23 protein-coding genes are annotated in these 21,512 nt (G+C 64.9%); 8 read left to right on the forward strand and 15 right to left on the reverse strand.

The window, feature by feature from the left end; genetic code table 11:
- Positions 1 to 249 precede the first annotated feature (249 nt).
- Entirely contained in the window at positions 250 to 558 is a 309-nt protein-coding gene (locus ACFRFH_RS00370) for a DUF732 domain-containing protein (protein WP_382461054.1), read from the forward strand.
- Between the two features lie 63 nt (positions 559 to 621).
- Here the strand turns inward: ACFRFH_RS00370 and ACFRFH_RS00375 are convergent, their stop codons facing one another.
- Together ACFRFH_RS00375 and ACFRFH_RS00380 are read right to left on the reverse strand one after the other, a co-directional pair.
- Complete coding sequence (locus tag ACFRFH_RS00375) at positions 622 to 747, reverse strand: hypothetical protein (protein ID WP_382461055.1); 126 nt, start codon at positions 745 to 747, stop codon at positions 622 to 624.
- 148 nt (positions 748 to 895) lie between these two features.
- A complete protein-coding gene (locus ACFRFH_RS00380; protein ID WP_382461056.1) occupies positions 896 to 1,549 on the reverse strand; it encodes a DUF4190 domain-containing protein in 654 nt (217 codons plus the stop codon).
- A gap of 193 nt (positions 1,550 to 1,742) precedes the next feature.
- On the opposite strand from ACFRFH_RS00380, the gene ACFRFH_RS00385 reads away from it, so the two are divergent.
- Together ACFRFH_RS00385 and ACFRFH_RS00390 are read left to right on the forward strand one after the other, a co-directional pair.
- Complete coding sequence (locus ACFRFH_RS00385) at positions 1,743 to 3,026, forward strand: sensor histidine kinase (protein ID WP_382461057.1); 1,284 nt, start codon at positions 1,743 to 1,745, stop codon at positions 3,024 to 3,026.
- A 9-nt stretch (positions 3,027 to 3,035) separates the two neighbouring features.
- Positions 3,036 to 3,701, forward strand: coding sequence for a response regulator (locus tag ACFRFH_RS00390; protein ID WP_382461058.1), 666 nt, complete (start codon positions 3,036 to 3,038; stop codon positions 3,699 to 3,701).
- Between the two features lie 34 nt (positions 3,702 to 3,735).
- Here ACFRFH_RS00390 and ACFRFH_RS00395 read toward each other — a convergent pair whose 3' ends face one another.
- The 8 genes from ACFRFH_RS00395 to ACFRFH_RS00430 all read right to left on the reverse strand — a co-directional run bounded on the left by ACFRFH_RS00395 (position 3,736) and on the right by ACFRFH_RS00430 (position 12,190).
- Positions 3,736 to 4,458 carry an Ltp family lipoprotein gene (locus ACFRFH_RS00395; protein WP_382461059.1) on the reverse strand — a complete coding sequence of 241 codons (723 nt, stop codon included), beginning with the start codon at positions 4,456 to 4,458 and terminating at the stop codon, positions 3,736 to 3,738.
- Positions 4,459 to 4,554: 96 nt separating this feature from the next.
- Positions 4,555 to 5,448, reverse strand: a complete 894-nt coding sequence (locus tag ACFRFH_RS00400) for an alpha/beta hydrolase (protein WP_382461060.1) — start codon at positions 5,446 to 5,448, stop codon at positions 4,555 to 4,557.
- Between the two features lie 42 nt (positions 5,449 to 5,490).
- Positions 5,491 to 5,994 (reverse strand): beta-class carbonic anhydrase, encoded by a 504-nt coding sequence (locus ACFRFH_RS00405; protein ID WP_382461061.1) that lies wholly within the window; start codon positions 5,992 to 5,994, stop codon positions 5,491 to 5,493.
- A 24-nt stretch (positions 5,995 to 6,018) separates the two neighbouring features.
- On the reverse strand, positions 6,019 to 7,056 hold the full coding sequence (locus ACFRFH_RS00410; RefSeq protein ID WP_382461062.1) for a redoxin domain-containing protein: 1,038 nt from the start codon (positions 7,054 to 7,056) through the stop codon (positions 6,019 to 6,021).
- Entirely contained in the window at positions 7,046 to 7,996 is a 951-nt protein-coding gene (locus tag ACFRFH_RS00415; RefSeq protein WP_382462707.1) for an alpha/beta fold hydrolase, read from the reverse strand. Before ACFRFH_RS00415 ends, ACFRFH_RS00410 begins: the two co-directional genes overlap by 11 nt.
- Before the next feature lie 2 nt (positions 7,997 to 7,998).
- Entirely contained in the window at positions 7,999 to 9,198 is a 1,200-nt protein-coding gene (locus ACFRFH_RS00420; RefSeq protein ID WP_382461063.1) for an epoxide hydrolase family protein, read from the reverse strand.
- Positions 9,199 to 9,453: 255 nt separating this feature from the next.
- Positions 9,454 to 10,650: an NAD(P)-binding domain-containing protein gene (locus tag ACFRFH_RS00425; protein ID WP_382461064.1), complete on the reverse strand. Its 1,197-nt coding sequence runs from the start codon at positions 10,648 to 10,650 to the stop codon at positions 9,454 to 9,456.
- 73 nt (positions 10,651 to 10,723) lie between these two features.
- On the reverse strand, positions 10,724 to 12,190 hold the full coding sequence (locus ACFRFH_RS00430) for a hypothetical protein (protein WP_382461065.1): 1,467 nt from the start codon (positions 12,188 to 12,190) through the stop codon (positions 10,724 to 10,726).
- 658 nt (positions 12,191 to 12,848) lie between these two features.
- Here ACFRFH_RS00430 and ACFRFH_RS00435 point away from each other — a divergent pair.
- Positions 12,849 to 13,424: a helix-turn-helix domain-containing protein gene (locus tag ACFRFH_RS00435; RefSeq protein WP_382461066.1), complete on the forward strand. Its 576-nt coding sequence runs from the start codon at positions 12,849 to 12,851 to the stop codon at positions 13,422 to 13,424.
- Positions 13,417 to 14,016 (forward strand): hypothetical protein, encoded by a 600-nt coding sequence (locus ACFRFH_RS00440; protein WP_382461067.1) that lies wholly within the window; start codon positions 13,417 to 13,419, stop codon positions 14,014 to 14,016. Before ACFRFH_RS00435 ends, ACFRFH_RS00440 begins: the two co-directional genes overlap by 8 nt.
- A 238-nt stretch (positions 14,017 to 14,254) precedes the next feature.
- On the opposite strand, the gene ACFRFH_RS00445 is transcribed toward ACFRFH_RS00440, so the two are convergent.
- The 5 genes from ACFRFH_RS00445 to ACFRFH_RS00465 all read right to left on the reverse strand — a co-directional run bounded on the left by ACFRFH_RS00445 (position 14,255) and on the right by ACFRFH_RS00465 (position 17,234).
- Positions 14,255 to 14,614, reverse strand: coding sequence for a hypothetical protein (locus ACFRFH_RS00445; protein WP_382461068.1), 360 nt, complete (start codon positions 14,612 to 14,614; stop codon positions 14,255 to 14,257).
- Positions 14,611 to 14,877 carry a hypothetical protein gene (locus ACFRFH_RS00450; protein ID WP_382461069.1) on the reverse strand — a complete coding sequence of 89 codons (267 nt, stop codon included), beginning with the start codon at positions 14,875 to 14,877 and terminating at the stop codon, positions 14,611 to 14,613. Before ACFRFH_RS00450 ends, ACFRFH_RS00445 begins: the two co-directional genes overlap by 4 nt.
- 107 nt (positions 14,878 to 14,984) lie before the next feature.
- Positions 14,985 to 16,622: a hypothetical protein gene (locus tag ACFRFH_RS00455; protein WP_382461070.1), complete on the reverse strand. Its 1,638-nt coding sequence runs from the start codon at positions 16,620 to 16,622 to the stop codon at positions 14,985 to 14,987.
- A gap of 7 nt (positions 16,623 to 16,629) precedes the next feature.
- A complete protein-coding gene (locus ACFRFH_RS00460) occupies positions 16,630 to 17,049 on the reverse strand; it encodes a hypothetical protein (protein WP_382461071.1) in 420 nt (139 codons plus the stop codon).
- On the reverse strand, positions 17,046 to 17,234 hold the full coding sequence (locus tag ACFRFH_RS00465) for a hypothetical protein (protein ID WP_382461072.1): 189 nt from the start codon (positions 17,232 to 17,234) through the stop codon (positions 17,046 to 17,048). The genes ACFRFH_RS00460 and ACFRFH_RS00465 overlap by 4 nt, the downstream gene beginning before the upstream one ends.
- 407 nt (positions 17,235 to 17,641) lie before the next feature.
- Here ACFRFH_RS00465 and ACFRFH_RS00470 point away from each other — a divergent pair, with 407 nt between their 5' ends.
- The 3 genes from ACFRFH_RS00470 to ACFRFH_RS00480 all read left to right on the forward strand — a co-directional run bounded on the left by ACFRFH_RS00470 (position 17,642) and on the right by ACFRFH_RS00480 (position 21,507).
- Positions 17,642 to 17,950, forward strand: a complete 309-nt coding sequence (locus ACFRFH_RS00470; protein ID WP_382462708.1) for an Arm DNA-binding domain-containing protein — start codon at positions 17,642 to 17,644, stop codon at positions 17,948 to 17,950.
- Positions 17,951 to 19,033: 1,083 nt separating this feature from the next.
- Positions 19,034 to 20,638, forward strand: a complete 1,605-nt coding sequence (locus ACFRFH_RS00475; protein ID WP_382461073.1) for a carbamoyltransferase C-terminal domain-containing protein — start codon at positions 19,034 to 19,036, stop codon at positions 20,636 to 20,638.
- A 95-nt stretch (positions 20,639 to 20,733) separates the two neighbouring features.
- On the forward strand, positions 20,734 to 21,507 hold the full coding sequence (locus tag ACFRFH_RS00480; RefSeq protein ID WP_382461074.1) for a glycosyltransferase family 32 protein: 774 nt from the start codon (positions 20,734 to 20,736) through the stop codon (positions 21,505 to 21,507).
- Positions 21,508 to 21,512: the final 5 nt, after the last annotated feature.

Raw genomic sequence — 21,512 nt, forward strand, 5'->3', positions numbered from 1 at the left:
CCCAAAACGGGCGACGATCGCCCCGCTATCTCGAATCCATCACCGGTTCAAACTCGCCACTTGCCTACACGCTAGCCGCGGACCGATCGGCACCCGATACAAGGAAGACTCGCCACGCCACTCACCCGCGTGCACGCGGAAGTCGCGGAAGGAGCGCGCGAGCCCGCGGCTACGACCCTCGTTCTGGGCGACGCGACGAGTGCGTCCTGCTCGTTAGTCTCGATCCTCGTGCGAGTAATTCAGACTGGAATGCTGGCCTTTGTCTGCCTCACCATCCTTTCCGGGTGCGCGGCAAACACTGGGGCCGGTGACCGTCCTCTAACCGGAGCCGAAAAGGACAAGATGTTCGTCTCCCTAGTGCGTGCTGCTGCCGCCCACGATCTTCCGGGCACAGACGATCAATTGGTTGAAGCAGGACATAAGTGGTGTGACGCACTCAAGGCGGGTAGCACGTCTCAGGAGCTGATCGATGCCTCAGCCGAGGGTGGGAGCGCCCGCGACGACATCGAAGTCCTCGACCGGCTGAGCAAATCGGTCTATTGCCCTCAGTTTGATTAGTGCGAGCTGCCATTGGACAAAATTGGCAGCGATCCGGCGGGTCGACGCCGGATCGCTGCAGGGTCACTTCTTCTTGTCGGGCTTCTTCTGAGCCAGGTCACTCGCTGCGACGCTCTTCTCGGCAGGGGTCGACTTCGGATTCGACAGAATCTTGCCGGCCGTGGATGCATCGGATTTGGATGTTGCCATGAGCTTCACCTCCCGTCCCGCCCACGTCACGTCGTGGTCCTCCGTCTTCGGGTAGTGGAGGGTCTGCGATCCTCGACCGGATGCAGTACGCGCGATCTTCTGGCGGCCGAGCTCCCCGCGGGCGCGTGGGCGGCCGTTGCCCGGTCGCCTAGTTGGTCCCGCTGCAGGTCACCGCGGCGAAGCTCCCCGAGCTGGTCTGGCTCGCGATCGCCTTGCCGTCGACCGTGACCGTGCAGGAGATCGTGCCGGTGTCGTCGGCGCCGTTCATCGCGGTCAGGTCGAACGAGTTGAAGGAGAGGCTGTCCTTCGATCCCTTGACGGTGATGGTCTTGGTGAACGGCAACGGGGTGCTGCTGGACTGCTCGGTTCCCGAGGTGCCGCTGGTGAATGTCGAGTAGGTCACGTTGGCATCCTGCGCTGCACCGGTGACGCTGTACACGACGGTGTGGGAGGTTGCCGCCGCCTTGTTCGTGTCGTTGACGGTCTTGGAGATCCCGAAGAAGATGGCGGCGTACAGCGTCGTCATCACGATGGCGAGCACGAGCCCGATCACCCCGGTGACCAGGCCGGCGACCGCTGTGCCGCGAGCGCGGAACTTCCTGGTCAAGCCGATGACGGCAAGGACCACGGCGATCGCCCCCGCGAAGATCGCCGCGTAGCTCATGAAGGGCACGAAGGCGAAGACGAGCGAGAAGATGCCGAGGATCAGCGCGGCGACGCCGAATCCGTTGCCCCTTCGTGCGGACGGTCCACCGTCGGGGTGGAGGCCTTCAGGTGCGGCGACGGGCTGGGTGTTGGACATGGGAACCTCTTCTTGGTCTGATGAGTGCTGATCCGCGAATGATGTGATCGGCTTGATCCAGGACACCAGGCGCGCCACCCGCTGGGCCACGTCGATCCGGTCCGGTGTGGGCGACCGAAAGGACGGTCTGGCGCGGGCGACACCCGACCGAAAGATCGTGGTCGGTGAAACCGCACCGCCCTACGATCAACACATGACCGTCGCTCCCCCACCGCCCGCTAGTGGGTGGGATGCCCCGACGATCCCCGGGCCTGCAGCACCAGCACGGTCGCGCGCACGACGAGCGTGGGCGCTCAGCGGGTCGATCACGCTCGCGGTGCTCTGCTCGCTGCTCGCGATCGCGGTAGCCGGGAACGACGGAACCGCGGGGACGACGTTCCCACCGATCATTCGTGCTGTCGCCGGGTTCGGTGCGTTCCCGATGATCGCGGTCTCGGTCGTCCTCGTCTGGCGGCATCGCATGCCTGTCCTGGTCGCTTCTCTCGCGACGGGCGTCACGCTTCTGGTGCCGACCACTCCGCTGCCCTCTCTGATCGCGTTGGCGGCGCTTGCGGCGGCACGTCGCGGCTGGCTGCTCTGGGCGATGATCGCGGCCACCTATCTTGCGACTGCCGCGGCTTTCTGCTGGGACATCGCCTCCCCCACCTCGTCCCTCTCCGACTTCGTCGGCTCGCCGATCGCAGGGTCCGCGGCGCGGCTCAGCCTCTTCTGGTCAGTACCTGTTCTGGCAGCGTTCGCCGTGGCGCCGTTCGCCGGGTTCGGGATCGCCAGGCGAGTGCGGCTGGAACGAGACGCGGCCCGGCGCGGAACCGCCACCGCCACACGGAACATGGCCGCACTGCATCAGGAGGTGTCGCTCGAACGGGAGCGGCAGGAACTCGCGCGCGAGATCCACGACACCCTTGCAGCGCGCCTAAGTGCGGTCTCGTTGCAGGCCGGAGCCCTTGAGCTCACGGTCGGCAGCGAGAACGTGCAGGCCGCCGAGGCCGCGCGCGCTGTCCGGCAGTCCGCGCAGACGTCGCTGGAGGATCTGCGGAACGTGGTCCGCGTGCTCCGCAATCCCGCCGCCGTCTCGGCGTCGAGCACGGGACTCAACGACCTGGGACAGCTGATCGACGCCTCCCTCCGCGAAGGAACGGATGTCCGAGTACAGATCCTGGTCACCGATCCGGGGTCGTGCGATCCCGAGGTCGCGCACGCGTGCTACCGCGTGGTGCAGGAGTCCATCTCCAACGTGCGCCGGCACGCTCCGGGCGCGACGCTGTTCGTCGAAGTCCGCGGTGGCCCCGAAACCGGGCTGACGATACGAGCCGTGAACTGGCTGATGCCCGAGGCTCCCGGATCTTCGTCATCGGGAGGTCACGGCCTCACCGGGATGAGTGAAAGAGCGGCACTCGTGGGCGGCACGTTCCAGGCCGGACCAACCGCGGAAGGATCGTTCGGTGTTGTCGCATGGCTGCCCTGGTCGCGTCGCTAAACTGACGCAGTGACCGACCTCAATCATCCGATCCGGGTGCTCGTCGTCGACGATGATCCGATGGTGGTCACCGGCATCAGCACCATCCTCTCCACGTCCGCGGATCTTGTAGTCGTCGGTCGATGCGCGGACGGAGACGAGGTCCCGGGTGCTGTCGCCTCCCTGAAGCCCGACGTGGTGCTCTGCGACGTCAATATGAAGAGGGTGAACGGCATCCAGGTCGCGGCAACGCTCTCGGCGATGCCCGACGGTCCGAGGGTGCTGATGATGACGGCACTGGACGACGATGGTCTCGCCCTGGATGCGATCACCGCCGGTGCGACCGGATTCCTGCTCAAGGAAGAAGACCCGCAGCGCTTCATCGAGGCCGTGCAGCAGGTGGCCAGAGGCGAAGTCACGTTCTCGCAGCGCGCGGCGCGGCAGCTGACTGACTGGGTCCGCAACTCGCAGACGGCCGACGTGCGCCGAGCCGCTCAGCAGAGACTCGCGATGCTCACCGATCGCGAGCGGGAATTCGCGGTGGCGCTCATGAGCGGCGCTTCCGACGCGGAACTCGCGGCCAACTTCTTTGTCGCAGAGACGACGGTCAAATCGGCGCTGACGTCGATCAAGACCAAGTGGGGCATCCGAAACCGGACACAGCTCGCGGTGGTGGTGGCTCAGGCCGGAGTTTGACGAACGTCCTCCCGGAATCGGCGTGGCATCGGCCCTAGAGTCCCACCTGAGACGCGGCGTATTCCGCTTGCGCTGGTGTGAACTGGTTGCCGTAGCTAGAGGTGAGCTGGTCGACGAGAGATTGGTGCGAGAACCCCTGGCCATCGGACATGTATCCCTTGGCAGCGATCACAGCCTGTGCGTTCCAGTCAGGATTCAGAGAGTTCACCGCGAAGGTGGCGTCCTGTACCGAGAAACCGTTGCCGTACGACGAGCTCAGCTGGTCGATGAGCCCCTGGTAGCTGAAGCCATGACTGTCGGACAGGTAGCCCGTGGCCGCGATCACCGCTTGTTGCTGGGAGGCAGTCAGCGTTGGAGTCGGCGGAGCCGAGGGAGTACTTGGGGACTTGCTCGAGAGCGTCGAGGTCTTCACCACGGTCAGCTTGATCTTGGTGCCGGCCTTCACCTTCGCGTTGGGCTTGGGCGATTGCTTCGTCACAGTCCAGTTCTTCGAGAGGACGACAAAACTTCCTTTAGGCGGCAGGTAGCTGTAGCCCAGTCCCGCCTTCTTGAGCGCGGCCTTCGCGTCGTACGCCGTCTTGCCGACCAGTTTCGGTACGACCTTGGTCTTGGCTGCGGTCGCGATTCGGGAGGTTTCGGGTTGCTGCGGTGCGACGGCGACGGCGCTGGAGACGGGCCCGACAACCATCGCCGCCGTGGCCAGAGCTGCAACCGCGACAATCTTGGAGGACGTGAGGATATCGCGGAAGACAGACAATCGTGATTCCTTCAGTTTTCGACTGAATCGAACGTACCGTCCACCACGACGGTCCCCAACACCCCAGAGCGAGGGCCCGGACTCCCCGGCGATCCGCTACCTCTGCGGCACCCTCGCGCGCAAGAACCGTCCGATCCGCTCGGTCGCGTCGGCTGCCTCCGGGGTGCCGAGCATAAGCTGGTACACATGGGGCAGCCCGTCGCCGATCTCCAGTCGAACGTCGACACCGGCGGCGGCCGCGGCCTTCGTCAAGCGGTCGGCGTCGCTGAACAGCAGATCGGCTGTCCCGACCTGCACGAGCATCGGGGGCAAGCCGGCCAGCGACGCGAACAGCGGCGAAGCGAGCGGCGTTCTCGGGTCGGCCCCATCGAGGTAGTCGGAGGCCAGCTGGCGGAGCAGTTCGGGAGTCGAGATCGGATCCTGATCGACACGTTCCGTCATCGACGCCCCGGAGCTGGTCAGGTCGACGGTCGGAGACATCAAAACGGCGGCAGCAGGGAGCTCTCCCCCGGCATCGCGCGTGGCGACGAGCAGGGCGACGGTGAGGCCACCGCCCGCGGAGTCGCCGGCAACGGCGATCGAGGAGGCGGCCACTCCCTGCTCATCGCGAAGCCACCGCCAGACCGCGAGGACGTCGTCGATCGCCGCGGGGAAGGGATGCTCCGGTGCCAGCCGGTACTCCGGGAACAGCACCCGCATCCGGCCGGCCCGTCCCAATCGAGCGGCCAGCTCCCCGTCGCTGGCGAGCGAGCCGAATTCGAAGCCACCGCCGTGCAGGAATACCAGAACGCGGCCGGCGTCGGCTCCCGGAGCGTCGAGCCAGTGTGCCTCCACTCCGCCTGCCGTGACCTCGGTCACACGCACGTCGTCCGGGATGGGATGTACGGGGCCGGCGGGGGCGAACGATGCCCGTGTCTCCGCCAGCGTCTCGGCCGGTCGGCCGGCTGCAGCTCGCTGGCGATCGTGGAGCAACTCGAGCAGGTCGTCCATCGCGGGACTCGGCATTGTGGCACCTCCTCAGCCGCGACGGCGTCAGTCCGGGACGACTTCGCTGAGCCGACCGGTGTTGACGTCGAAGACGAATCCTCGGACGGGGATATCGGAGGAGATCCACGGATGGGTCTTCACCTTCGCGACCTGCTCCTTGGTGTTCTGCTCCACGTCGGTGAAGCTGTAGAACCGGGCCGGTGCGATCGGCGTCGCTCCCGTCTCGGTGCGCAGCCGGGCCTCCAGTTCCTGGTCGTTGAACTTCGACATCCCGCAATCGTTGTGATTGATGATCATGATCTCCTGGGTGCCGAGGAGCCGGGTGGAGACGATGAGCGATCGGACGGAGTCGTCGTCGATCACGGTGCCCACGTTTCTGATCAGGTCGACGTCGGCATCGGCCAGGCCGAGCATCCTCACGATGCCGCTCAGCCGGGGGTCTGCGCAGGTGACGATTGCGATCTTCGGCGCCGGGGGTGCGCCGTTCCGCGCGTCGTAGTCGGCGGCGTTCGCTGCGATGGCGCTCAGCGCCTCATCGATGATGGTCATGGCCCGTCCTCACACTGTTGCTTGTTATCCGAAGGTGAAGCAGTACAGCTCGACCCCCGCCTGGTCGAACTCGATTTCGAAGAGCCGATCGCGGATCGCGTCCCGCGTTCGAATCAGCTGGTACGTGTCCTGTCGGTCGACCACGCCGTGCCCTCGGCTGTCGACGTCCGTGCCGCAGGCCTCCCCCGGCGGCTGCCCGTTGATGAGCACTCGCAATCCGATGGGGTCGGCATCTGCTCGGCCGCCCATCACGAGATTCACGTCGCGGGCGTGGAAGGCGTATGCGACACGGCCGCCTGGCTGCCTGGACACTGCGGCGTCCGGAGTCTGCACCCACTCACCGCCCAGGTCCCAGCGGTTCCGCGGCAGATCGCGGTGGATGACGTACTCGACGACGCGGTCATAGTAGTCGGCGTTCTCGGATTCGAAGCCGCTGCTCTGTCGGTAACCCAGGTACGTCTCCGGCGAGCGCAGTGTGGACCAGTCCGCAGCAACCTCCAGCCCCTTCGCTTCGGGCTGCACCAGACCGAGATCCAGCTCGGGCGCACCGGCGGCCATCAGCAGCTGCTGGATGGCCATCTCGGTCATCTCGTAGTCGCCCTCGCCGAAGTGGTGGTAGCGGACGCGGCCGGATGCGTCCGCGAGATAGACGGCCGGCCAGTAGTTGTTGGCGAAGTCGCCCCACACCCCGTAGTCGTCGTCCAACGCAACGGGGTACTCCACGCCCAGAGCCAGCACGCGCGCCTCGACGTTGGCGTGGTCGTGCTCGAATCCGAACTCCGGCGTGTGCACCCCGACGATGGTCAGCCCCGCGGCCGCGTATTTCGCGTGCCACGCACGGAGGTACGGCAGCGTCCGAAGCCAGTTGACGCAGGTGTACGTCCAGAAGCTCACCAGGACCACCCGGCCGCTCAGCGCCTGCGGCGTCAGGGGCTCGGAGTTCAGCCACCCTGTGGCCCGGTTGAACGGTGCGAGCCGGCCTTCGTCGGGAAGCGCATCGACCGTGGCGTCGTGGCGATGGGCGACAGACTGGAAGCGTCCGTTCCACGCGTCACGAGACATGGGGCGCCTCCGTCGCGTGCGCGTCCTTCCCTGCATCTCGGGCCATCCGCTCGGCGTCCATGACGGCCTTCGCGAACTCCTCGGGCGCCTCCTGCGGGAGGTCGTGGCCGATTCCGCCGGTCAACGTGCGGTGCTCGTACGGGCCGGTGAACCGGTCCCGATAGGCAGCCGGGTCGGGATGGGCGGCGCCGTTGGCGTCACCCTCGAGCGTGATCGTCGGCACGCCGATCGTCGGCCGCTCGGCCAGGCGTCGTTCGACCTCGTCGAATCGGGATTCGCCCTCCGCGAGACCCAGACGCCAGCGGTAGTTGTGGATCACGATCTGGACGTGGTCAGGATTCTGTAGTGCTGCGGCGCTGCGCTGGAACTCCTCCTCCCCCAACTCCCATTTCGGCGATGCGGTCCGCCAGATCAGTCGGGCGAAGTCGGTGCGGTTCGCGTCGTATCCCCGCTCCCCTCGGCTGGTCGCGAAGTAGAACTGGTACCACCAGGCCAGCTCGGCCGCGGGAGGCAGCGGCTGTGCGTTGGCGGCCTGGCTGCTGAGCAGATATCCGCTGACCGCGACGTGGGCACGACAGCGCTCGGGCCATAGCGCGGCGAGCACGTTGGCCGTTCGCGCTCCCCAGTCGAAGCCGGCGACGACCGCATCAGCGACCTCCAGCGCGTCGAGCAGCGCGATGGCGTCGGCCGCGAGCGCGGCCGGCTGACCGTTCCGTGGGGTGTCCGCCGACAGGAACCGTGTCGTCCCGTACCCGCGCAGGTGCGGGACCAGCACGCGGAAGCCGTTGTCGGTGAGGATGCTCGCGGAGGCGCTGAAGCTGTCGATCGAATACGGCCACCCGTGCAGCAACAGCACCGCCGGACCGTCGGACGGACCCCGCTCGGCGAGGCCGACGGTCAGTTCGCCGGCCTCCACCTGAGCGGTCGCCTCGAGCGGCATGGTCACCGCAGCGACCTGAACGTCGTGCGGACCTCCTCCGAGAACAGCTCGGGCTGCTCCCAGGCGGCGAAGTGCGTGCCGCGGTCGAGGCGGTTGAAGTGGATCAGATTCGGGTACGCCTCGGTCGCCCAGCTCTTCGGCGCGGCATAGATCTCATCCGGGAAGACGCTGACACCGGTCGGGAGCTGCACGCCCTTCGGAGCGAAGAACGCCAGCTTGCTCTCCCAGTAGAGCCGCGCAGAGGAGACCGCCGTGTTGGTGAACCAGTAGAGGTCGACGTTGTCCAGGATGTCGTCGCGGCTGAGCCCTTCCGACCCGCCCAGGAAGACCCGCGCGATCAGGTCGTAGCTTGCCGCGTCGTGGTCGAGCATCCAGGCGGCCAGTCCGACTGGCGAGTCCGCGAGAGCGTAGAGGGTCTGGGGTCGGCCGGCCATCTCTTGGGCGTAACCGAGACCGTGCGCGTAGAAGAAGGCGAGCTGGTCCCACGCGCCTCGCTCTTCGGCGGTCAGGTCGGCCGGCGGCTCCTCGTGAGCGTCGAGCGCGGCCTGGATGCTGTCCGGAACGGTCGCGGGCATGTTCGTGTGGATGCCGATGAGTCCCGGAGGCCTGAGCAGCGCGAGCTGTTCGGTGACGGCGTTCCCCCAGTCACCGCCCTGGGCGACGTAGCGGTCGTAGCCGAGGCGGGGCATGAGCTCGGCCCAGGCGCGCGCGATCCTGATCGGGTCCCATCCGGGCTTGTCCGGCTTCCCGGAGAAACCGTGTCCCGGCAGCGACGGGATGACGAGGTCGAACGCATCCGAGGCGTCGGCCCCGTACGCGGTCGGATCGGTCAGCGGCCCGATGATCTTGAGCTGCTCGATGATCGAGCCGGGCCACCCGTGGGTGACGATCATCGGAAGGGCGCCCTCGTGCTTCGACAGCACATGGATGAAGTGGATGTCCACCCCGTCGATCCGGGTGACGAACTGCGGGAGCGCATTCAGCCGGGCCTCGACGTTCCGCCAGTCGTGCTGCTCGAGCCAGTACGTCGCGAGCGCCTGCATCACCTCCAGCCGGACTCCCTGGGAGGTGTCGTCGACGGTCTCCTTCTCGGGGAAGCGGGTGTTCCGGATGCGGCGCTTGAGATCGTCGACGTCCACCTGAGGGATCTCGACGGTGAAGGGGCGGATGGCAGTGTCGGGGGTTGGTTCGGTGACGGTCATGATGATTGCTCTCTCGTGACGGGTGTTGCTTTCCAGCGGGGTGCGCGCGGGGCGTGAGGGGTTCGATTCGGGCGGTGGCGATCAGCGGCCGCCGAGCGGCCGTGCCTTCCGTCCACCTCGGGCGTCGCACAGGTCCTGATAGACGAAAGGCCGGGACCGGGCGAAGGTGCCCTCCGCAGTGCATTAGCCGCTCTCGCTGGGATTATGGTCCCTCCGCGCGCCGGTCGGCTAGACGCCGGGCGTCCGTGAAAGTGGTCATGCGCCGGCGTGCGCGACCTCCTGCGCCACGATCGCAGCATCCCGTCCCACTCCGAACATCAAGGCGGACCTTCGAGCCCGCATGAAGTGGACACCGCAGAAGAACAGGCCGGGCATCACGAGGCTCGCGCCGTCCAGGGTCACGGGGAAGCCGAGCTCATCGCAGACCTCACCGTCGATCCACCCATAGTCCGGCCGGAATCCCGCCGCCAGCACGACCGCGCCTACGTCTCGCAAGCTCACCTCGTCCACCGGTTCGGATCGGAAGGGAGGGGGGACGGGCATGTCGGGGATGCCGAACCCCTGGGCGGGAAGCTGCGCGCGCATGACGGCACGCATGCCCGCCCACCAGTCGTCGGCGAAGACCACCGAGTCCGTCACGTCATCGACGAACCCGATTCGTGTCCCGTCGCAGCCGTCAACATGGCCGGCGAGTCGGACCCCCAGCGCCTGAAGGGTCCGGAAGCCCAGGTCGTGCCCTCCCCCTGCTCCCGTGAGCTGCGGATTGGCCAGGAACCTGGCCGCGGGGGACGGCAGGCTGGCCACCGTCGCATCGAAGAACGTCGTCCGATCGAGCCAGGTGATGATGTCCGTGCCGTCGAGACGCCGCGGTGCCCAGGGCGCTCGCCCGCACGCAAGCACCACATCCCGGCCCGAACGGATCAGCTCTTCGGCGATCTGGCACCCGGTCTGGCCGCTGCCGACGATCACGACCTTCCCCGCCGGGACCTGATCCGGATTCCGGTACTCGCTCGACGACAGGATCAGCGGATCGGGAACGGCAGCGAGGACGGACGGGCGATACTGTCTGGCGAACGAGCCTGTGCATACGACAACCGCATCCGCCACACGCTCTCCGTCGGTGGTTTCAGCGAGCAGACCGCTGCCGTCGACACTCAGCCGCGTGACCTCGACTCCCTCCACTATCGGCGACCTCACCGAGCGTGCGTAATCCTCGAGGTAGCCCACGATCGCGTCGCGAGGTACGTGGCCCTCCGGCTCCGATCCGGAGTACGGGCTCCCCGGGAGTGCCAACGTCCAGTTCGGTGTGACAAGGGTGAAGCTGTCCCACCGGTCCCTCCATGCTTGACCGGGCTTCGCCCGCTCGAGCACGACATGCTCGACGCCCAGCTCCGCCAGCTCATGGCTGACGGAAAGACCGGCCTGCCCTGCACCTATCACGATGGCGGACATGACCAGATGATAGATCGGCGACGCAGGGGCGCGACAGAGCGGGCGAGCGCGCTGCGTCCAGCCAGGCCGCCATTCATCGAGCGCGGTGAGCCGCTTTCCGCCAGTCTTTGAGGCGGAACCACCCCCAGAACAGGACAGCGGCGACCGCGAAGCACGCGTAGAGGCCCACCCAGGCGGCAAGGGCCAGGGAGACCTCACCCCATGATTGCGGGAGCGGCATGAGGACGACGAAGAACGCCGCAAGTCCCGCCGCGTACACCGCGCCCCACACCCACCTGTTCCAGGTGAACACTGCGCCTCCTGCCAGGCCGGTGATCGGCAGGAACGCCACAGGCAGCGTGGACATCCCTGCGACGGCGATGCCAGCGAGCATGTCCAGGGTGAACTGGTGACCGCTGCCCGATTGCGCCTGCAGCACCGGTTTCAGCGCCGAGTACGCCAACCAGCTGCCGAGACCGACGATGAACGAATACGCGACAGCGACCAGAGCTGTGCGCGCGCTCTCCACGGCGCTGATGGCGGCCCCGAAGGACAGCCCGACGACCAAGCCGAAGACGATCCCGGGCTCGAATCCCGTGAGCCTTGACCGCCCCACTGAGAGGACGACCACCAGCAACGACAACCACTTGAACTCGATCGTGGGCTTCAGTGCCGGGTCCGTCGAATGGATCACCCAGTCGACGGCCAGCCAACCCACCACCGAATAGACGACGAAGACCACCGCGGAGCTGAGCAGAACCCGGGCCGACCCTGGATTCACGCCGAACTGAGGGTCGACGAAGCCGGAGATGATCGACGCGACAGCGACACCGGCGACGACGCTGAGCCAGGTGGTCAGTCGTGCCGGGCTGCCCGCACCAGCTGCCGCTCGCACCCGGTGCCGACGTCTCACCCACGAGAACAGTTCGTCGTAATGGTCGGACACCGTCGACTCGATGAGGACACCCGGGAACCCGATGAGCAGCAGCAGGATCAGCGTGAGGACGATGAGAACCATCCCGGACGTCAGCGTCAGGTGGACGTCCTGCGCGGGCGTCAACGCGCTGTAGACGGAATCCGCGTCGGCCGCCCCTGTGCCGAGTTTCGACACAGTCGGTGCCGCGACCGTCGTGGGGGTCGGAGTCCGGGTGCTCGGGACGGGAGCGACGGCGGTCGGTGACGCCGACGAAGGAGCCGCGGTGCCCGGGCCCGTGGGTGCGGACGGGCCCGGAGGCGCGGGAGTCGCAGACAGCGCGGCGAGTGGCACGAGCGTGATCGCCTTCCGGGCGCGGGCGACGGTCGTGACGGTGAGACCCCCGTCAGACGACTGGAGGATGTCCACGCCGATCCCGTACGTTCCATCGATCGCGTGCGGATTCGACCGGTCTCCGCCGGCGACGGGGAACACCGCGGCGGGCAGAAAGACCGTCCATCCGCCCTCCTGGCTGCTGCTCCCGGAGTCCAGAACGACCGGCAGATAGCCGTCCCCACTGCGCAGATACTTTCCGTCCAGACTGACCGCGGACCACTCGGTGCGACTCGGGGCGGCCTCTGTTCCCACAGCAAGCCGGGCCGTGAAGTCGTCCCGCGGGCTACCGATGTTGATGGACGGACTCGACGAGTCGGTCGGTGAGGGCGAACTCGGTGAGGGCGAACTCGGTGAGGGCGAACTCGGTGAGGGCGAACTCGATGGCGGCGGACTCGCCGGGAGGAAGGAGATCGTCCCGGTGAGGAGCGCGCCAGGCGTGCCGTCCGGGCCGACATCGGCGATGACCGCCGGACTGGTCAGGGTGACGGATTCAGCGTGCGCCGTTCTGACAAAAGTCAGGCTGACGAGAACACCGACGGCGACGGACGTCACGACGAGCACAGCGGTCCGGAACGGTCCCCCGCCTTCGCGTCGCCGTGCCGCAAACCCCATCGTCCTCAGCCCCCTCGCCCTGGGCTTTCGGTTATGGCAGGGAGTATGGCAGACGCGCTGGTCTACGGCCATCCGGAATGACGAGTGCAGTAAGCAACGCACTCAGGTGCCGGCCGACGAGATCGACCCCGTCCAAAGGCCCCCGCGTGGATCGAACCTGAAGATGGCAATACCGAGCAGATCGGAACGACTTCGACGTCCGTCAGCGGCGCGGAGGTAGCTGTGGACCGACCGACACCCTGGCCCGCCGGAGTTGGGTTTATACTGAATTGAGTATAACTGGGAGGAGGTGATCGGCATGGCATTCGCGGATCTCATTCGCGCTGCGCGTGCAGCGGCCGGATATAGCCAGGCGGAGATCGCCGACCGAGCGGACACGTACCAACCGATCGTCTCTGGTGTGGAACGCGGCAAGCGAGACACTGGGGTCGCCTCCGCAGCGCACCTCGCCCGCGCTGCCCGGCACCGCCTTCTTCTCATCCCAACCACACGTCCGAGCGCTGTGGAAACTGCGGCGAGAATCGCGGACGCCCTCGAGGAAGACAGCAGAGACGGCGCATTCCGGGCGCTTCTCGACCTCTCCGATGGGCTGGCCAAGGAAGCTCCCTTGGTCGTCGCCGCGCTCGTCGTCGCCCAGCCGCGAAGCACCGGCAGCCGAGAGTGGGACGCCGCGCTGTCCGGAGCTGTCGCCTACCGACTTCGTCAGGCGGGCCTCCCCGCCGCCAGCTGGACGAAGCAAGCAATTACCGATGACCGTGAGCTACGAGCCCCTCACCTGCACCCGCTGGATGATGCGCCAGACGTCTCCCGTGTCCCGCCCGAGTTCCTGGAGCGCGGCATCCTGATCGAGGAGGGAACGCTGGCAAGTGTCTGATCCGACGTCGGGGCTCGACCGCGAGTCACTCATTGCCGGACTGAACGATCTCATCGAGCGAATACGGGCCGCGGAGATCGGGCCCGTTCGGATCAGTATCGTCGGCGGCGCTGCTCTCGCGCTCTCCCATGTGGACCGCCGACGAACGGTCGACGTCGACGCGCGATTAGACCCGCACGACGCACTCGTTCGTATTGCAGAGCGGATAGCAGTCGAGCGGGATTGGCCCGAAGACTGGCTGAACTCGAATGCCTCCCAGTTCTTCCCCGACTGGGGCAAGTCCGTGGACTGGAGACCGCTCTACGACCGCGACGGCATCCGGGTCGAGGTCGCGCCGGCGGATGCGCTCCTCGCCATGAAACTCCGCGCCGCGATGAGCCGGCCCGGACGCGACACCGCCGACATCGTCAGCCTCGTCGCCGAGCTTGACATCGAAAGCGCCGACGAGGCCGAATCCATCTTCTCGGCCTACTATCCTGGCGACGCGCTGAACGACCGTGTCTACGCACTCGTGGAACGCGCCGTGGCGCACCGCTCAGAGTACCCGGTCTCGACCCTTCCCGAACCGAAGTTGAATCCAAAGGCGCCGTGAGTCTTGGCGACCCTGTGGGCAACTTGACCGGGCTTCGCCCGCTCGAACACGACATGCTCGACGCCCTGCGCCGCCAGTTCATGGCTGACGGAAAGGCCGGCCTGCCCTGCACATATCACGATGGCGGACATGACCAGATGATAGATCGGCGACGCAGCGGCGCGACAGGGACGACGGACTAGCTGCCTTCTTCTACCGCGGCGATGGCCTCAACGACCGGGACGGGCCGACCTGTCTGCTACTTCGTCGCCACGAACACCTTGTCTGCGATCACTCCCGGCTCCACGCGAAGCAGTCCGTCGGCGGACGCCGGGATCTGAGTCACAACGTTTCCCGTTGTCGAGGCGCCCGTGTAGAGCTCATCGGCTCCGAGCTGGGGATCAGGACCGACCACCGACTTGTCGAACGAGTTGTAGACCTTCCCATCAGCGCCCACATAGGAGATCTGCACCTCGGCCGCGTACGCCGAGTCCTTGCCCGTGTAGGTGACTGTGGCGTTCACAAGCGCGTACGTCATACCTGCATCTGGTGCGTCGTTGAACTCGTTCGCAGCGTGCACAGCGTCGACCGCATTCAGATTCACCGAGTTGATCTTCACAGTGAGTCCTTGCTGACAACGGAACTTCCCAGGGGTGCAGGGTTATCAGGCGTACCCACCTTGGACGTAGCGGCACTCGCCTGGCTGGGAGCCGCGGAAGCCGAACCGGCCGGCGCCTTCACGGTCGTGTCCGTACCGCCTAATGCAATGTTGAACGATGCCGACACCACGGCGAAGAAGACCACGACCCCAACGACAGTGCCGACGATTGAAGTGATCAGGGCCGCAATTGCCAGGCCCTTGCCCTCGGACACCATCAGCACCGACCTTGCGATGCTCCGCGAGTCATCTCATTTCTCAATGCTCCGTCACCAACACCCCCGGCGAGATCGCCGTGGCACCTAGCAAATGAGGACTGGCCTGCGCGGCCTCACCGTCCGAACATTTCGCCGAGCACCTCGGGTGGAACGGGAAGCAGGAACGACTCCAGAGCGAGACTCAAATCGGTGCCGGTTGCCTCCCGTACGCGCTCGACCTCGTCGAAGAGTCGTCTGATCTCCGTGGCCACCTCGGGATGCGCGAGGAATATCCTCGTGCCTTCCGCCGCATTGGGAGCGACGCATCCGAACCACAGCAGTTGGCTCGCGTTGTCGGGAAGGTGCGCCAGGAACAGCGGGGCCAGCGGACAGTGCTCTGCAAGCCGACGACACAGCCGTTGGGCCAGTCCGTCCTCCCACACCTCGCCCTCGAAGTCGCCGTCGAACGAGAGGATGACCCTGTTCCTCGGCATCGGCTCGCTCGCTCCCGTCGCCGGGTTCCAGCAGAGAAACTTGACGATGTTGCGGGCCTGCTGGTCGAGCAATGGCTCGACGTCCTCGCCAGCGGCGCGTGCAGCGACGATTGTGGGAATGTCGACCGCGAGAACGGGAATGTTCGTCGGCATCGTGGCGAGCCACGAGTTCCCGGTCAGGGCCGCGGAGTCACCCTCGTGGAGCAGCGCGGTGAGATGGGTCTTGATGAGGTACTGGGAGACCGCGGCGATCGTGAATTGATACGTCATACTCGCTCGGAGTTCGTCGTCGGAGAGCGAGTCGATGATCGTGAGGAGATCGTCACCGGGAATGGTCTCGAATGTCTCGTCTTCTCTCGTGCCATAGACGACCGCAGGTCGGACAGGACACTTCACTAGAGACGTGACATCCTCCAGCAGGTCATCGGCGCTGAGCCCCGACTCTTCCACCCAGTCCTTGGCGCGTGCGTACTGGGTCTGCAAGAAGGCGTGCCTGTACTCAGATTCGAACGTGAAGGGCCAGCCGACGAGTTCGGAAACATCTGCACTCACCATGACGGCTGCGGCCTCAACCGTCTGTGTGGTGACGGGGAACGTGCGGGCGATCTCCTGGACGATCGCCTGAAAGGCTCTGGGCGGGTCGGTGAACGACAATGACAACGACGCGATGGCGTGAAACTGCGCGTGGGCAGCTCGGTCGCCGCAAAAGAGCCGCACGATGTCGTAGCTCCGCCGGTAGCGGTCGTTCGGTGCGTGATCGCCGAGGTATGACCACAGAGAACCGAAGTCTTCGTCTTTGATGTGCACACCTGCCTCAACCCGCATAGCATGAGCCTCCATCAGGTCGAGCGTCGTTATTCCCCACGAGTTGCGGAGTGCAAGATAGCCGAGGGCGTCGCGAACGGGCTCGGCCACACCCGGTTGCAGCGCGGCCAGCTTCACGGCCGCGTATCCGTTGCCCGCGATGATCTCATTCCGGAGCACGTACACCAGACTTCCCACGAGTTCGCCCCAGACCGTGCTCCACCGTCTGACGAACGGTAACCCGATGGCTTGGATGAAATGAGCCCATTCGTGGTCTATGTCGAGAAAGGGCGCGCCCGGCGTCAGCTGTATCCGCGCCGCGTCCGTCGAGGCATCGGCGGCGAGCTCGCGCGAAACCGAGTGAGCGACTATGCCCGAAGCGGGATCGAACCATGCTGCGGCGTCGGCGCCAGTCGGCATGAGTGCACGCATTTGCCGAATCGTGAAATCGGATCCCGGAAACGTCTCGTCCATCGTGCTTTTACCGGCCGACGGAGAGGACGAGTACGACTGCGATCCCGATCGCTGAAATCAGCAGAAGGCCGTAGACGGTGAAGAGCCGGCCCCTCTTCACCACGATCATACGTCGATAGGCGATCTTGACCTGCTCCGGAGAGCGGGGGTCAAACTCGGCTGCGACGGGGAACTGAGCGTAGAGCGCTCCGAGGTAGGCGATCATAATCGTGATTACGGGTATCGCCGCTACGATCGGTACGGCGTGGCTGGTCACGGACCAGGCCGCGACGACCGCCAGATACAGAGACCAGAACCAGGCGACGGCAGTGGCCAGCCGAGTAGCTTGAGCACTGAGTTCGGGAAGCGACGTAGAGATAAGGGCGGTGCCGCGCTGTAACCAGAAGCGGTCGCCTGCGTATGCGTCTGACCCCAGGCCCCCGGTCACGAGAGCTCCTCGCCGCTGACGGCATAACGATGAAGGTGCCCGTTGGCGCACTCCAGGTAGACCGACCAACGGCTCGGTATCGCGATTGGCCGCCGCGCGACCACCATCACTGACTCCTGTGTGCTGTCAATCTCGACTTCAGCCAGGCAGCCCGGCTCTTTGCACGGTGCCTTGATCTCTGCCATCGCTGCATCGCCCCCTCCGTCGCTCTGAATCTACTAGTAGCCGGGTCGCGGAACGGCGGATGACGGGAATGAATCCGCCTGATCGTTTTGACGCCCATGCCTAGCATGATCATCGTCGAGAGGCTGTGTGGCAAGCGCTGATAACTGCGGGGGCGCGGCAGGCCGGTCGGTCGACGGAGGGATGGGCCTGTCGTTTTACCCGCAAAGCTCTACCGCTTCGTCGGCCGATACTCCCCACGGTCTTGGTTCAGGCGTCTTCCCACATGTCCAGAGTGCACCCACCTTCAGATAGCCGCTCAAGTCGGTCGCCCTTGTCAACGCGATCCGGCCTCGTCGGTGGCGAGAGTTAGGTTCTGCGAGTGGGAAGCATCGACGCTTACGAGTCGGCCAAGGGCCGGCGCTATCGTGTGCGCTGGCGCGACCCTGAGCACCAGCAGCGCGAGAAGCGAGGGTTCCGCACAAAGCGTGAAGCGGAACTCTACAACGCAACCGTCGAAGTATCGATGGCGAGGGGAACCTCCTTCGAGGCATCCCAGTCCAAGATCAATGTCGGTGAACTCGCCGAAGGGTGGCTCACCAACAAGGAGCAAGCACTCAACTCTCTAGCTTCTCTCCCATCCGCATCGCCTGGCGCGTCTATGTCGAGCCGCGCTGGACGGCGACACCGATCGCCGCAATTCGCCCCTCCGCGGTCGAGAAGTGGATCCGGGAACTGAGCCAGGGCAAAGCTGTCACGGTGGGGGCCGCCTGGGCAATGCCGGTAAGCCACGATCGGCCGGCGTCGTCCTGCGGGCGGTGCAGATCCTCATCGGGATCCTCGATGTTGCGGTACGAGATGGCAGGATTCCGGCGAACCCGGCTCGGGATGCGAGCAACCTTCCACGTAAGGGGACCAAGAAGCGTCGCCGGTATCTCACCAACGAAGAGGTCTTCCGCTTCGCACGAGCGGTGCCCGATGACAAGCGCAGCGTCCTCGTGCTAACACTGGCCTACACGGGCATCCGCTGGGGCGAAGCTGTCGCGCTCACCGTGCGCGACATCGACCCGGAACGTTGCCGTCTGGCCATCCACCAAACCGCCCCGGAAGTGGACGGACTAATCCACGTTGGGCCCCGAAGAGATGGGAGGCTCGTTCGGGACCCCTTCCCCGCGTTTCCCTCCCCTCGCCTCGAGGCGCTCATCACTGGAAAAGGGCGGCGAACTTGTGTTCCCAGCCTGCGCTGGCGGGTACCTCGCGCGGCCAGACACCGCCTGGAATCGGCAATCCTGATGGCTGACCGCTCTCCGGGATGCAGGTCTTGAGCACATGACTCCCCACGACCTTAAGCACACCGCCGCAAGTTTGGCAGTACGCGCCGGCGCCAGCGTGAAGGCGCTCCAGCGGAGCGGAGGACGCTTGTGGAACAGCTAGGTTTCGAGGAGCCTTCTCGGTTGGGCTAACCCAACTTAGACAGCAGTCGCAGGTTGGGCTGATGAAGAGTCTCATCCGCCGGCGTGCCGGTATCGAAACCACTCGGACGCTCTCGATATTGTGTCGTCGGCAGTCGGTACCCTGCTCGGTCAGGACAGCAGCTGAGTGTCTGCGGGCAGCCCAGAGCGATCTGACTCTCATCGAGCAGAAACCGTGTCGAGCTGATGCATTGTCCGCGTGACCTGAGAGAGTGGCTCGGCAGTCGAACACGCGCTTGGTTCTTACTCGTCCGAGCGAAGTGCACGTTCACAGCAACATACCGATTGGGCGTCACCCCGTGTCGATGTCGCCATCACTTTTCGCAACTTAGACCGAGAGGTTCCTGTTCGTGGACATCGTTGCCTATAACCCCGGCCATGACGGGGCCGTTGCTCATTTGCGAGACGGCCATCTCCTGTCTTCGATTGAAGCGGAAAAGGACTCGAACTACCGATACTCCCCGCTGGCAGGCTCTGACATATTGGACGCAATTGCTCGCCTCGACAGGGTCCCCGACGTAATCGCAGCGGGAGGCTGGTGGCCGCGCGAAGCGCGTCCTACCGGCCTTCCCAAGCATGTCGGCTATCGCGGCCTCGATCAGAGCGAGGTCATAAAGACCAGGCGTCCGTTCATGGCAGCCGAAGTGGGCTACTTCTCTTCGTCACACGAGAGGTCGCATCTTCTCAGCGCGTATGGAATGTCGCCGATCCCTCAAGGCGAGCCATGCTACGCGCTTATCTGGGAAGGCGCGATCGGCGGGTTCTACGAGATCGATAGCGATGTGAACATTCGACTGCTCGCCAATGTGATGAACCAGCCGGGTAACCGATACGCGTCCATCTATGGGCTCGCAGATCCCACGTTCCCGAAGAACGCGCCGTTCTCGCGATTTTCGGATGCCGGCAAACTGATGGCTCTCGCTTCCTACTCAAGAAGGACCGTACCAACCGCCGCGGAGGAGGAGTTAATGAAGTTCCTCCTAGCTTCAGTCGACATCCGGCTCGACTTGTATGACAAGTTGCATTCTTCGCCATATTTCGATGTCGGCATCGAAGACGAGGAGTTCCGCAATTTTGCGGGCATCTACAGTGATCGAATATTCGAAACGTTTGCCCGCTTTGCCCAGGCAAACCTGCGAAGGGGGATTCCACTCGTTATCGCTGGCGGATGTGGGCTTAATTGTGACTGGAACGCGAAGTGGCGGGACACGGGGTTGTTCTCCGAAGTGTTTGTTCCACCTGTTCCGAACGACTCAGGCTCAGCGATCGGCACGGCTATCGACGCCCAGTTCCATTTCACGGGCAACGCGAAACTTGAATGGGACGTCTATTCGGGCCTTCCGTTCGTGATGGATGGGAACGTGCTCGACGGGCGCTACGACGTTCTCGACGTCTCGCCAGCCGAGGTCGCGAGAATGCTGAGTAGCGGTCTGATTCTTGGCTGGGTGAATGGCCGCTATGAGATCGGCCCACGAGCGCTTGGCAATCGGTCCATCCTAGCTGCGCCGTTCGATGATGGAGCCAGAGTGCGCCTCAACGAGATCAAGCAACGAGAGCAGTTCCGTCCGATCGCTCCGGTCTGCCTTGAAGCCGATGCAGCGAAATGGTTTGGCCTCGAGCGGCAAAGCCCGTACATGCTCTTCACCTCCATAGCCACTACTGATGCGTTGCCAGCAGTAACTCATGTCAACGGATCGGCCCGATTGCAGACCGTCAACGAGCAATCGAACTCCGCCCTATTCGACCTGCTCGTCGAGTTCAAGGCGCGTACGGGTTTCGGTGTGCTATGCAACACATCGCTTAACTTCAACGGCAAAGGTTTCATCAACAATCTTGAGGATTTGGACACCTATGCATGGGAAAGCGGGCTGGACGGGTTTGTCGTGAACGGGCGGGCATTCCTTCGACGGAATTCCATGCAATATATCGACTATCGCGAGCGTGAACGTCGGTGAGATCACAAAGCCATTGCGGCCGAGAACCTCGCATGCAGCAGCCCTCCCCCGGATTCGAGGATGATCATGCCCTCCGCTCCGACTACATACGCGCAATGACGATCGAACAGATCTCGCGGACTGAGCAGCCCGCAGACGGGGAAGTCGCAGATCGAGCACTGACCATCCCGCGAACCCTGGTGCGCTACTGGCACGACCCTCAAGACATACCAGAGGACGTTGCCCGGTGTCTCGCGAGTTGGGCGCCGCTACAAGACGAAGGCATTGCGTTTAGGTTCTTCGGGGACGCGTCTGCACGGGCATACATCTCGGAGCGATTCGATGCGCCCACACTTGCAGCGTTCGAACGGTGCCATCACCCAGCGATGCGGAGCGATTTCTTCAGGATGTGTTTCGTGCTCGCCGAGGGCGGGCTTTACGTCGATGCCGACGACGTATTGCTGGGAAGCGGGTGGCGCGAGGTCTTTGAGGACCATCGCCTATTGGTGCAGCCGCTTGCATACGACACGAGCGTGAATGGGATGGTCCAGGCCGAGGAATTGCGGAACGCTGACTTGCCGACGCACAACCGAATCTTCTACGTGAATAACAACCCGATCGCGTCGCCACCGCACCACCCAGTGATGCAACGCGCGCTCGATCGAGCGATGGACAGACTTCTGCGCCGTGATTCTGATCTAGAGATTCAGTCGACGACGGGGCCGGGCAACCTAACGGCGTCTCTCGCCGCGCACGCTCGGAACCTTGCGATCGCCCGCAAGCCGGCCGACTTCCTCATGCTGCTCAACTGGCACGCCACTGCAGAGCCCCATTGGGACCTCGAATACCGCAATGACGACCGCAATTGGCGCAACATCAGGCCCCGCTAGTCGAA

It is taken from the genome of Leifsonia sp. NPDC056824 (assembly GCF_042789575.1).
GTDB lineage: Bacteria > Actinomycetota > Actinomycetes > Actinomycetales > Microbacteriaceae > Leifsonia.

Excerpts from the sequence above, each read along its gene's own strand:
- ACFRFH_RS00435 (WP_382461066.1), top strand. The coding sequence starts at position 12,849 with ATGGCATTCGCGGATCTCATTCGCGCTGCGCGTGCAGCGGCCGGATAT.
- ACFRFH_RS00420 (WP_382461063.1), bottom strand. The coding sequence starts at position 9,198 with ATGACCGTCACCGAACCAACCCCCGACACTGCCATCCGCCCCTTCACC.
- ACFRFH_RS00405 (WP_382461061.1), bottom strand. The coding sequence starts at position 5,994 with ATGACCATCATCGATGAGGCGCTGAGCGCCATCGCAGCGAACGCCGCC.
- ACFRFH_RS00370 (WP_382461054.1), top strand. The coding sequence starts at position 250 with ATGCTGGCCTTTGTCTGCCTCACCATCCTTTCCGGGTGCGCGGCAAAC.
- ACFRFH_RS00375 (WP_382461055.1), bottom strand. The coding sequence starts at position 747 with ATGGCAACATCCAAATCCGATGCATCCACGGCCGGCAAGATTCTGTCG.
- ACFRFH_RS00425 (WP_382461064.1), bottom strand. The coding sequence starts at position 10,650 with ATGTCCGCCATCGTGATAGGTGCAGGGCAGGCCGGTCTTTCCGTCAGC.
- ACFRFH_RS00415 (WP_382462707.1), bottom strand. The coding sequence starts at position 7,996 with ATGCCGCTCGAGGCGACCGCTCAGGTGGAGGCCGGCGAACTGACCGTC.
- ACFRFH_RS00480 (WP_382461074.1), top strand. The coding sequence starts at position 20,734 with ATGACGATCGAACAGATCTCGCGGACTGAGCAGCCCGCAGACGGGGAA.
- ACFRFH_RS00410 (WP_382461062.1), bottom strand. The coding sequence starts at position 7,056 with ATGTCTCGTGACGCGTGGAACGGACGCTTCCAGTCTGTCGCCCATCGC.
- ACFRFH_RS00400 (WP_382461060.1), bottom strand. The coding sequence starts at position 5,448 with ATGGACGACCTGCTCGAGTTGCTCCACGATCGCCAGCGAGCTGCAGCC.
- ACFRFH_RS00380 (WP_382461056.1), bottom strand. The coding sequence starts at position 1,549 with ATGTCCAACACCCAGCCCGTCGCCGCACCTGAAGGCCTCCACCCCGAC.
- ACFRFH_RS00455 (WP_382461070.1), bottom strand. The coding sequence starts at position 16,622 with ATGGACGAGACGTTTCCGGGATCCGATTTCACGATTCGGCAAATGCGT.
- ACFRFH_RS00465 (WP_382461072.1), bottom strand. The coding sequence starts at position 17,234 with ATGGCAGAGATCAAGGCACCGTGCAAAGAGCCGGGCTGCCTGGCTGAA.
- ACFRFH_RS00385 (WP_382461057.1), top strand. The coding sequence starts at position 1,743 with ATGACCGTCGCTCCCCCACCGCCCGCTAGTGGGTGGGATGCCCCGACG.